The following is an 11,732-nucleotide window of genomic DNA, read 5'->3' on the forward strand; positions in this document are numbered from 1 at the left end:
CTGAAACTTTCATGAAAAAAGCGTGTATCCTATTTATGTTTTTGACAAATATTCTTTTTGCTCAAAAACAAACGTTAATTACTAATGCTACAATCATTGACACAAAGAATGAACAAATTCTCAATGGTCAAAGTATTTTGATTGAAAACGACAAAATCGTAAAAATTGGCAATAATATTACAGCTACATCAAACGCTAAAGTCATTGACTTGAAAGGGAAATGGGTGTTACCCGGTTTAGTCGATAGTCACATACATCTTTTTCAGTCAGGTGGGCTCTACACTCGTCCCGATGGGTTAGATTTAAGAAAATATCGTTCTTATGAAGCAGAAAGGCAATGGTTGAAAGATAATGCAGGCGATTTACTAAAACGATATTTGGCTTGTGGAATAACTACTGTGATTGATATTGGTGGGCCGCTCTATAATTTTAATATCCGCAATCAATTCAACCAAGAAACTTTATCTCCGCATATAATCATGACAGGGCCTTTGATTTCGACCTATCAGCCCGAAGCTTTCAAAATCGAAGATGCTCCAATTATAAAAGCCAATACTCCAAAAGAAGCTCGTAAAATCGTACAAGCACAGCTCCCACAAAAACCTGATTTTATAAAAATTTGGTTTATCAATGCAACAAACAATCACGAAGCAAATTTGCCAATTTTAGAAGCGACAATTGACGAAGCAACGAAAAACGACCTACAAGTGGCCGTACACGCTACCGATTTACGCTCAGCAAAACTTGCTATAAAAGCGGGTGCAAAATACTTGGTTCATAATGTATATGAAGCCATAGATGAAGAATTTATAGGCTTAATGCAACAATTTAAAGTTACCTTAAACCCAACAATGATTGTCAGTTTGTACTCGGGCAAAACTTATAATAATTCACAAATTATATCAAAATACGACTTCCAGAAAGCCAATCCATTTGTAATTGGCACATTATTCGATTTAAAAACGCTCTCTGATACAACACTCATCAATACACGAATGCGAGTCGTTAATTCAAATGCCTATAAAATTCGTCGTGCCAAAGTTGATTCTGTTCAACGAGTCAATTTAAAAAGATTATTTGATGCGGGTATCAATATTGTTGTCGGCACAGATGCTGGTAATCTAAGCGTTTTTCACGGTACGTCTTTTTTAGATGAATTATTAGAAATGAAAAAAGCAGGGTTATCCAATAGTCAATTACTCAAAATGGCAACTTTTAATGCTGCTAATATTTTTACCAAACATCAAAATTTTGGAGCAATTGAAGAAGGACAACTCGCCAATTTATTAGTTTTGAATAGCAATCCTCTCGAAAATCTTGAGTCTCTACACGATATAAACACAGTTTTTAATAAGGGTCAAGAAATTAAACCGAGCGAAATTCTGATTGACACGCCAGAAATTTTAGCTCAAAAGCAGTTAAATGGCTATAATGCACGTGATATTGAGGCTTTTTTAGAACCTTATGCCGATGACGTCGAGATTTACACATTTCCGAATACTTTACGAAGTAAGGGAAAAGATGAAATGCGAAAATCTTATGATACTTACTTCAAGAAAACACCGAATCTTCATTGTGAGATAAAAAACCGCATCATTCAAGGCAACACCGTTATTGATAAAGAATACATCACAGGTGCAGGCAAACCTTTTGAAGCTTCTGCTATTTATCAGATTGAAAATAATAAAATTAAAAGGGTTTATTTTGTGAGATAAACCAAAACTTCCATGCAAAACCTCCGAACCGTAAATATTACTCGCTACGTAACACCTTTGCGAGAAGGTGGGTCGTTGCCTGCCATTGTAGAGGCTGATGATGGATTTTTGTATGTACTTAAATTTCGTGGGGCTGGTCAAGGCGTAAAAGCATTAATAGCCGAGTTAATTGGTGGAGAATTAGCTCGATTCTTAGGTATAAAAATGCCCGAAATTGTCTTTGCTACGCTTGATGATTCTTTCAGCAAAACCGAACCAGACGAAGAAATCCAAGATTTACTACAAGCGAGTGTTGGACTGAATTTAGGCATACATTATCTTTCTGGCTCAATTACTTTCGACCCCGTTGTTTCGCAGGTATCTCCCCTACTGGCTTCTCAAATTGTGTGGCTGGATTGTATCCTAACAAACGTTGACCGTACTTTCCGAAATACCAATATGCTCATGTGGCACAAAGAATTATGGTTGATAGACCACGGTGCTTCGCTCTATTTTCATCACTCGTGGGATAGCTGGCAGTCGCAAGCCGAACGCCCATTTGCCGCCATCAAAGACCACGTTTTGTTACCCAAAGCAAGCGAACTTGATGCAGTAAATGAAGCATTTAAACAGAAACTCACTCCCGAAATCATAGGTGACATCACAGGACTAATTCCAGACGAATGGCTTTTGGCCGATACTTATGACGAAACCGCCGAAGACCGCCGTGCAGTTTATACCCAATTTTTAGTAAAACGTTTAGAAATCTCCGATTTATTAGTAAAAGAAGCCCAAAATGCAAGAGAAAGTCTTATATGAATACGCTGTCATTCGGGTAGTTCCAAGAGTTGAACGAGAGGAATTTCTGAATGTTGGTATTATTTTATACTGTGCCAAGCAGCATTTTTTGCAGTCAATTTTTAAGATTGAAGAAGAACGTTTACGTGCTTTTTCGGCTAATATTGATTGCGAAGAACTACATAATTACCTCGAAACTTGGCAAAAAATCTGTAAAGGAGGAAAGAATGGCGGCCCGATTGGAAGTTTGGCAATTTCGGCACGTTTCAGATGGCTTACAGCTACCCGCAGCACAATTATTCAAACCTCGAAAGTTCATCCTGGCTACTGCACTGATGCCCAAGAAATGCTAACAACCTTATTCTCGGAGTTGGTTTTATGACTTTTTAAATAAGTCAATCAAAACCGATAAATAAAAATGGTTGGTATCTTCGCTAAATCTCAAAAGTTTTGTGGAACTTCGATTAAACTTAAAACACTTTTGTTATGAGATTTCGAGAAACACAAAATGGACTAACCGTTACGGCAATTTGCGGTACAACGTGTGTGCTATTATCATTCGATATGAAAGTAGCCAAAACCGAAGGTTTACTTGGCTTCGCAATCGAACGAGAAGACAAAACCGAGGGCGATAAGTATTTTCTAAAAGGTTTCAAATACTTTGAAGAAACAGCAGTTATTGTTGGCGAAGGACAGCTTTTCACTTCATTCGAGCATCCGATTCAATCTTTTATGTGGGAAGATTTTACGGTAAAAAAAGAACACGAATATATTTATAATATTATCCCTGTCTTTGGAAAACCCAAATTTCTCGAATATGGCAAAAGTTGTGCTATTAAAGTAACTACCCCAAGCTATGAACTGGCCGAACACGCAGTTTACTTTAATCGTGGGGTAGCAGGAAGCAATGCCTATGCCATAAAATTCGGAAATAAAAAACCGAGTGAAATGCCCGCAGATGAACAAAAAAAGGCACTCGAATGGCTTTCGAGGGGACTTTTTGAAGCACTCATTGGCTTCATTGAGTCGGCTAAAGATAATACATTTAAACTAAGGGCGGCTCTATATGAATTTGAATACCAGCCAGTTTTAGAAGCTTTCAAAAAAGCCAAAGAAAGAGGAGTTGATGTACATATTGTTTATGATTCGAGGGGACAAAAAGAAAAAAATACAAAAGCTATTCACGAAGCTGCTCTACCAGCCGAAATGTTAACTCCACGAACCAAAGACCCAGATTTTATTTCTCACAATAAATTTATAGTTCTTTACAAAAATAACCTGCCCATCAAAGTTTGGACAGGCTCAACTAATATTACCGAAAAAGGGATTTTTGGACAATGTAACACTGGTCATTTAGTAAGTAATCCAAAAATAGCTGCTCAATATGCCGATTATTGGGAATGCCTAAATACCGACCCAGAGCAAGATATTATTCAACAAAAGACAGAGGCGATTCAGAAAGATTTAAAATTAGAAGAAATACCCTCAGGAACATCTGTTTTCTTTAGCCCAAGAAGCAAGAAAGATATTCTTAAAACCTATGCGTCGTTGATTGATGGTTCTAAAGCATTGGTATGCGGAATGTTTCCGTTCTCGTTTAATAAGGCCATTAAAAATGTGGTCGTGAAGCCAACCGAACACCTCAAATATATCTTAATTGATAAACAAGATAAAAACACAACCCTTCCTAATACCGACTTTGATAATATGATTGTTTATGGTGGATATTTTAAAGAGCCACTTTTCAATTGGGTCAAAGAAACAAGTGCAGGAAGTTTGTTTAAGAGTGGCACAAATTTTATTCATAACAAAATTTTGCTAATCGACCCTATGAGTGAAAACCCAGTAGTAATTATTGGTTCGGCAAATTTTAGTGATAATAGCATTGCTAATAATGACGAAAATACACTCGTTATTAAAGGGAATAAAGACTTGGCAGATATGTATTTGACCGAATTCATTAGGGTTTTCAACCACTATTATGTGCGTCAAACGGCAAAAAAGATGGCCAGCGATAATACTCATGACCAACGAAATCCATTACATTTACAAACAAACTCAAAAGATTGGGTTCCGTCGTTCTATAAAAAAACAACATTAAGAGGAAAAAGAAAGCAGTTATTTGACGAAATGGCTATTTAGTAAGCCTCGTCCGATTCAATAAAATATTCAAAAATGAATTCTCAGATATTACAAGATTTAGTAAAAATGCAAATGCCTTATGGCAAATATAAAGGCCAATTAATATGCGATTTGCCCGAATATTATTTAATTTGGTATCAAAACAAAGGTTTTCCCGAAGGCAAACTCGGAATGTTGCTTGCCACAATGTACGAAATTAAAGTCAATGGCTTGGAATATTTGTTAAAACCATTGAAGCAACACTAAACTTCAAATGAAGTCTTCGCTTAAAGCGAAGACTTCATTCAAACATTCAAACTATCTTCTACATTTTGCTGTTATTCTTGATATATAAACTATCAGAATAACATGTCAGAAATAAAAACAGCTCTCATTACGGGAGGTTCAAAAGGAATTGGCTACGGTGTAGCGGAAGTATTGATAAAAGAAGGAATAAAAGTTGCTATCACGAGTCGCTCAAAAGCAGCTGCCGATGAAGCAGCCGCTGAACTAAACAAAATCAAAGAAGGATACGCCCTCGGAATCGAATCGGATGTTAGAAATTTTGATTCTCAACAAAGTGCAGTTGATGCAGTAATCAATACTTGGGGAAGACTCGATTATTTCATTGCGAATGCGGGCGTCGGACACTTCGCACCTATTCAAACACTTTCTTCGGAACAATGGCACGAGATGATTGACATTAACCTTACAGGTGTTTTTTACAGCATCAAAGCATCTTTAGAAGCACTAAAAGCCACAAAAGGGTACTTTATTAGTATCGCAAGTTTGGCTGGTACAAACTTTTTTGCAAGTGCCAGTGGTTATAATGCCAGTAAATTTGGTTTGGTTGGTTTTACACAGGCCATTATGCTTGATTTGAGAAACGAAGGAATCAAAGTTTCTACGATTATGCCAGGTTCGGTGGCTACGCATTTCAATAATCACGAACCAAGTGAAAAGGATGCGTGGAAGATTCAGCCAGAAGATATTGGGCAAATTGTTTCGGATTTAATCAAAATGCCCGCTCGTACGCTACCGAGTAAAGTTGAGGTTCGTCCGACAATGCCGAAGTAAATTTTAGATAAAAAAGGAAGTCTTCGCTTGAAGCGGAGACCTCCTTAAAACTTATTTCTGCTTATAAATTTTACCTTCTTTCATTACAAGCACAACATTCATCATAGCTTTTGCATCTTGTAATGGGTCGCCATCAACGGCTACAATATCAGCCAATTTGCCTTTTTCGATTGAACCGAGGTCGTCTTTCATTCCTAAGATTCCAGCATTTACAATCGTTGCCGATTTGATTGCCTCCATCATTGGCATTCCTCCTTCAACCATATACTGAAACTCTTTTGCGTTATATCCGTGAGGGAAAACACCCGCATCTGTTCCGAAAGCCACTTTTACACCTGCTTTGTAAGCTTTTGCAAACGTAGCAGCAATTTGTTTAGATGTTTCTATGGCTTTTGGGACAACCAATGGGTGATAATAACCCGGTACTTTCACTGAATCACCAACGGTTTTTCCTGCAATAATTGTCGGTACGTAGTAAGTTCCATGTTTTTTGAATAACTCAATGGCTTCATCATCCATGAATGTTCCGTGCTCGATTGTGGTTACGCCTGCACGAATCGCACGTTTCATACCTTCCGCACCATGGGCGTGAGCAGCTACCGTGAAACCATAATCTTTGGCAGTCGAAACAATAGCTTCGATTTCGTTTTCAGTAAATTGCGGGCCTTTTCCATTTTTAGCAACGCTCAATACACCGCCAGTTGCCGTAATCTTGATGGCATCTGCCCCATCTTTATAACGCTGACGCACGGCTTGACGGCCTTCTTCTGGCGAATTTACTACACCATCAGTTACATCATCAGGCACAGTATATTTAGAGTTAATTCCATTGGTTGGGTCGCCGTGTCCACCAGTTGTTGCGATTGTTTTTCCTGATGTAAAAATTCTTGGTCCAACCACCAAACCTTTATTAATGGCATTACGGATAGAAATATTTACGCCCGTACCACCTAAATCTCGTACCGTCGTGAAACCCGCCATGAGAGTGGTATTAGCGTGTTTTTGTGCCTCGTAAGCCACATCGGCCATGTTATAGCTCATGCGTTTGAGGTACTGGTCTTTGCTGGTTTCGCTTTCAATATGCACGTGCATATCAATCCAACCTGGCGTAACGGTTTTGGTTTTCATATCTACCACTTTATCGCTTGCTTGAGCAGCAGTATAACCGCTTTGTACGTCAGTGATACGATTTTTCTCGACAATAATTGTCATCTGAGACTTTGGCGAATTGCTCACTCCATCAATCAAAGTACCACAATGAATGAGTGTACGTTGGGCAAAAGATGAAACTGATAATCCAAGAGAAAGGGCTAAAAGGTAAGTTTTTTTCATTTAGATGTTTTTTTAGTTTAGGAAGATGTTATAACTATAAATCTATGCCTAAAAATAGTTGTTTTTTGAAAACTTTACTACGATAAATAGCTAAAAAGCTATTTTATAAAGACATTCAATAAAAAAGGCCTTCCGTATGCGGGAAGACCTTGATTTAAATCTAAAAGTTTTTTACAAACCTTGCAGATTTTAGAAAGACTATCAGTTTTTCGGCACTAAAACTCCATTTGCTTCAAACGCCAGTTCGGTTTTAGGCTCAGTGATTTTTGCAATTTCGTCTTTGCTTTTACCAGCATCTTCAGCGTAGTGACGAAGTTCGTCCACCGAAGTAGTTTTGGTTTTAGCATTTCCTTCAAAAACGATAGTTTTTCCTGCAATATCTTTCGGTACGAAGAAACCATAATCTTTGAAAGTTACACGCATGGTTTGGCCATCATCCATTTTTACTTTCATCCAACAGCCTTTTACTTGACAAACCGATTCTACTACGCCAGTTACTTTGGCTTCTACCGTGCCTTTTTCAACTGCTTTTTTAGCTAAATCAGCCGTGGTAATTGCACCGCTTGGCTTGATTTTTTCGCCAAAACTATCATATTTTTGACCGAATGAAATGTTTGCTGCGAAAATAATTACGAAAAGTGTGATGAGTTTTTTCATTGTTAAAAATTTAATTTTGAATGATTGACTGAGCGAATGAGTGAATATTTAATTTATATTTTTCCTTGCTTTAGAAAGTACTTTAATAATTTCCTCTGCCTCATTCATTAAGTCTGCTAATTTATTTAATGGTAAAATATTTGACTCACCTAAAATTTCTAACCAAAAAAGAGATTCGTCAGCCTCTTCAATTGTGATGTTTAATTTCGAATAGAATTCGGCTTGGCTTCTTGCTCGACAAACGGCTCTATAATTTGCTCCAACCGAACTTGCCGACCTCAGTAATTGTTTTCCTATGATTCGAGCCTCATCTGTTTTTGGTAAAGATTGAAATAGCTTTATGTTTCTCAGGGTGAAATCTTTTGTTCTTTTCTTAAATTCTTCAACAAAAATAGTCTTTTCGATAATCTTTTCCACAGCAATTAAGTTTTTTTCATAGAACTAATTAAAATACTACATTCTCTCATTCAATCATTCACTCAATCAAAACTAATCGACCACCGTCACCCAACCTTTACAGTCGGTTCCAGTATCGGTGCTTAATACATAATAATAAGTACCTGCTGAGACGCCGCTTCCCCAATCATTCTGATAATTTTTTGAGTTAAAGATAAGTTTTCCGTAGCGATTATAAATCTCTAAAGTTGCATTCTTAAAACCCGTCACAAAGTTATCATTTTTTCCGTCATTATTGGGTGTAATCACATTCGGAACTTTCCCATCGCCTTCTGGCACGTCGATACTTTTTGTAATAACCATTTCACAACCTATTTTATTGTAGGCTTTCAAAGTAACCGTGTATGCTCCGCCTTTCTGAAAACGATAATTTTCAGGAACGGCTGCTTTCAATGAATCCTGATTTCCCAAATCCCAAACGTATGAGTTAGCATTGGTGGTTTTATTCGTAAAAGTCAACTGATACGGTTTATCGCAAAACTGTGTGATACTATAATCAAAATCGGGTTTAAACGAATTATCAATCACAACCGTAGTGGTGCGTGTAGGTTTACACCCATCGGGGTATTCCCCCCTCACTGTATAGGTACTGGTTTGGGTAGGTTTTACTACTATTTGTTTGGCAACGGTATCTTTTAGTCCTACGCCCGACCACGTAAATTTGGTGGCACTTCCTACTGCGGTGAGTGTGACGCTTTGTCCCGCACAAATTTCCTTTCCTCCACTCGCCTGAAAATCAACTTTATTGTCTTCAACTTTTATAGTTACATCTTTCGATACCGAGCAGCCATCTTTTTCTATCACAACTGTGTATTTGGTAGTAGCTTTCGGCTTGGCAATCGGATTGAAAATTGTGGTGCTGCTCAAATCTGTTGCTGGCGTCCAAGTATATTTATCGCCACCTTCGGCCAAAAGCTGCACGGGCGAGTCAGGACAAACCAATGTATCTCGGCCAGCTTTAGCGATAAAACCTTTTACTAAAATCTTCTTGACTGTGGAATCAGTTGTTCGACAAGTTATTTTATTAAATATTCGGAGTTTTACGGTGTATTCACCGGGAGTGGTGAAGTTAAAAACTACATCTTTCAAACGAGAAACTACATTGCCATTAAATTCCCATTCGTAAGTTTTTGCACCTACACTCAAATTATTAAAGTTCACTCTGGCAGGGGCACATACTTCGGTAATTACTCGATTTGATTCATTTTTTATCTCAAAATCAGCTTTTAGAGCATCAATGCTAAATTTAAAAGCTGCCATATTGCAATTGGTACTTTGGTGACGTGGCTGATAGGCATTTTTTACAGGAAAAGTGGCCACAGCTTGCCCCTGACGAGGCAAACACGAACACGCAGTATGATAAATGATGCCATTTTTATCGAATCGACAAGTGCCACCATCAAGGTGGTCGCCTACTTCACCTTCGGGTGTAGGGGGAGCAGATGCTCCAAAAAAAGTAGCATAAAGCAATGATTTTGCTCCTTTTTCAAGAATCATAAAATAGTAGTTGCTACCAGTAGTTGTAGCCTGAAACGCATCAGAAGTGACAGGTAAACCAGTTGTGGTACTATTGCGATTGAGGTTACGCCCGACTGAGGCATTTACTCTTCCCCCCCAACCAGATAAATAGATATTTCCACAATCATTGACCAAAAACGCCGTAGGCACAATGTCGATTTTGCCAACTCCTCTACCTGTACCAACGATGGTAGAAAAGACACTTTTGCTCAGGTTTTTATCAAAACAATGAATAAACTGACCACTTTTTGCATTGCGGTAAACATCGCTCGAAACTGGATAATCGCCTTGTGTTAAGCCAAAAACATACACATTTTCGTCTTTATCAATATCAAGAAGGAAATTTACGTCAGCTTCGGTTGTGCCTACGTAGGTAAGTTGCTCTATTACTCCGTCAGCACTAAACTTTGCAATGTAGCCATCGCCACTTCCACCGTAAGTTTTACTATAAGCCCCATCTTTTACGGCCATGTTTGCACTAAAAGTTTGGCCACAAACGTAGATTTTACCTTCTTGGCTTACCTTTATACCGTATGCTGCATCGAAGTTATTTCCACCTAAATAAGTACTCCAAAGTAGTTGCGAACAAGTCCTGTTGAGTTTACAAACTACTCCATCAAAACCTGCCCCTTTTACGCCTTGCGATTGTTTTACGAGCGGAAAGTCAGTTGAAGCAGTAATTGAAGCAAAATAAATATTATCATCTTTATCAACTACCACTTCTCCTCTAAATTCATCTCCATAGTTTTTGATATTTAAAGCACGAGTATCATTGAAACCATCGTTGGCTTTTCCGCCGATGTATGAGCTTCCGACCAGACTTTTACCATCAACACTCAAAACGGTCACGAAAATATCAGTTCCACGCTCAAAGCCAATTCCTGTAAAATTGGGGTCTTGGTCGGCTGCCGAAAACGATGAATAAATGCCGATAAGGCTTCCACCTGCAAAGCTTTTTTGATAAGATGAACTATTGGTTGGGAAATTATTGGACGAAGTAGTGCCGAAAATCACCAACTCTCCTTTTGAATTGGCTACTAAACTATGCGGTACATCAGAGGCATTACCCCCTAAATAAGTTGAGTAAAGCAAAGTTGAGCCATCGGCACTAAATTTCATAATGACAATATCCGTAATGCCATAACCCGCCACACTTTCGGCACTTGAGGCGGTTGTAGAGCTGCCTTTGACCTGAAATGCACCATTGGTTACGGGAAAGTCCAGCCCGAAGACAGTTCCTCCCGCAAATAAATTGCCGTCGGCATCATAGGTTGCAGTTTGGGCCCAGTTATCTGACTTCGAACCAGAATACGTAGAAAAAACTAACTCAGGGTCGATAATAAGTGGCTGAGAGGCATCATAGTTTTCGGGGAACTCAAAACGTACTTCATTATTATTGACTCGAAAATTCGATTTTACATCAACGGTTTTGCCATTTCGGGTCTGAAACGAATATGGTTCAAACTCTTTCACGACATTGACCGAAGTTTTGTATCGAAGTTGTCCGTTTTCGACTGTAATTTCGTCCAAACCCTCATATTTCATCTTAATTTTCGAAACATCGGCTCGTGGCTTGGCAATGTATTCGTATTTAAGCGATTGGTCGAAACTGTATAATTTAAAATCAATATCGGGATAAATATCTCGTAGATAAATTTCGTCAAAAGCTGCCACATTAGCTTTCCATTTGGTAGGGTCATTACCGATAAAGTAATTGTAAGTGGCAGTTGTGGGAGAAACCGCCTCTATTTTTGGACTTGGATTAGCTTCTTGAAAAGTCATTTCGTAGGCGTGAGCCTTGATAGCTCCAACAGATTTTCGGCCAGATTTGGGGTCTAAACTACCCGCATGAATCGTTGCTAAAGCCTGTGTATCATAGAAAACATATTGGACACCTGTATTTTTTACCAGCAAATATCCTCCTGGAATATCGGCTCGAAAACGAATGGATGATTCCCATTGACCTTCGTTTTGGATAAACCTAACCGAAGGATTGGGAGCTGCGAAACTTAACGACCCACATACAGCAAAAATGATAAGGTATAAGTATTTCATCTTGTTTACGTCTAACCGAAGGTC

The 11,732-nt window shown here is 38.4% G+C and carries 10 protein-coding genes; 6 read left to right on the forward strand and 4 right to left on the reverse strand.

The window, feature by feature from the left end; all coding sequences use genetic code 11:
• The first annotated feature begins 11 nt into the window (after positions 1-11).
• The 6 genes from IEX65_RS00540 to IEX65_RS00565 all read left to right on the forward strand — a co-directional run bounded on the left by IEX65_RS00540 (position 12) and on the right by IEX65_RS00565 (position 5,690).
• Positions 12-1,715 carry an amidohydrolase family protein gene (locus IEX65_RS00540; RefSeq protein WP_188763577.1) on the forward strand — a complete coding sequence of 568 codons (1,704 nt, stop codon included), beginning with the start codon at positions 12-14 and terminating at the stop codon, positions 1,713-1,715.
• Between the two features lie 12 nt (positions 1,716-1,727).
• Positions 1,728-2,513 carry a HipA family kinase gene (locus IEX65_RS00545; RefSeq protein ID WP_188763579.1) on the forward strand — a complete coding sequence of 262 codons (786 nt, stop codon included), beginning with the start codon at positions 1,728-1,730 and terminating at the stop codon, positions 2,511-2,513.
• Positions 2,491-2,874 carry a DUF3037 domain-containing protein gene (locus IEX65_RS00550; protein ID WP_188763581.1) on the forward strand — a complete coding sequence of 128 codons (384 nt, stop codon included), beginning with the start codon at positions 2,491-2,493 and terminating at the stop codon, positions 2,872-2,874. The genes IEX65_RS00545 and IEX65_RS00550 overlap by 23 nt, the downstream gene beginning before the upstream one ends.
• A gap of 104 nt (positions 2,875-2,978) precedes the next feature.
• Positions 2,979-4,634 (forward strand): phospholipase D-like domain-containing protein, encoded by a 1,656-nt coding sequence (locus IEX65_RS00555; RefSeq protein ID WP_188763584.1) that lies wholly within the window; start codon positions 2,979-2,981, stop codon positions 4,632-4,634.
• 33 nt (positions 4,635-4,667) lie between these two features.
• Positions 4,668-4,880 carry a DUF3820 family protein gene (locus tag IEX65_RS00560; protein ID WP_188763585.1) on the forward strand — a complete coding sequence of 71 codons (213 nt, stop codon included), beginning with the start codon at positions 4,668-4,670 and terminating at the stop codon, positions 4,878-4,880.
• 102 nt (positions 4,881-4,982) lie between these two features.
• Complete coding sequence (locus IEX65_RS00565; RefSeq protein ID WP_188763587.1) at positions 4,983-5,690, forward strand: SDR family oxidoreductase; 708 nt, start codon at positions 4,983-4,985, stop codon at positions 5,688-5,690.
• Positions 5,691-5,741: 51 nt separating this feature from the next.
• Here the strand turns inward: IEX65_RS00565 and IEX65_RS00570 are convergent, their stop codons facing one another.
• The 4 genes from IEX65_RS00570 to IEX65_RS00585 all read right to left on the reverse strand — a co-directional run bounded on the left by IEX65_RS00570 (position 5,742) and on the right by IEX65_RS00585 (position 11,708).
• Positions 5,742-7,022, reverse strand: coding sequence for a metal-dependent hydrolase family protein (locus IEX65_RS00570; protein WP_188763589.1), 1,281 nt, complete (start codon positions 7,020-7,022; stop codon positions 5,742-5,744).
• Between the two features lie 201 nt (positions 7,023-7,223).
• Positions 7,224-7,679, reverse strand: a complete 456-nt coding sequence (locus IEX65_RS00575) for a DUF4920 domain-containing protein (protein WP_188763591.1) — start codon at positions 7,677-7,679, stop codon at positions 7,224-7,226.
• 48 nt (positions 7,680-7,727) lie between these two features.
• The gene (locus IEX65_RS00580; protein WP_229250460.1) at positions 7,728-8,096 is read right to left on the reverse strand and encodes a four helix bundle protein; all 369 of its coding nucleotides are present in this window, start codon (positions 8,094-8,096) and stop codon (positions 7,728-7,730) included.
• A gap of 72 nt (positions 8,097-8,168) precedes the next feature.
• The gene (locus IEX65_RS00585; protein WP_188763593.1) at positions 8,169-11,708 is read right to left on the reverse strand and encodes a DUF7948 domain-containing protein; all 3,540 of its coding nucleotides are present in this window, start codon (positions 11,706-11,708) and stop codon (positions 8,169-8,171) included.
• Positions 11,709-11,732 lie beyond the last annotated feature (24 nt).

Origin of the sequence: Emticicia aquatilis (genome assembly GCF_014644295.1) — a bacterium.
GTDB lineage: Bacteria > Bacteroidota > Bacteroidia > Cytophagales > Spirosomataceae > Emticicia > Emticicia aquatilis.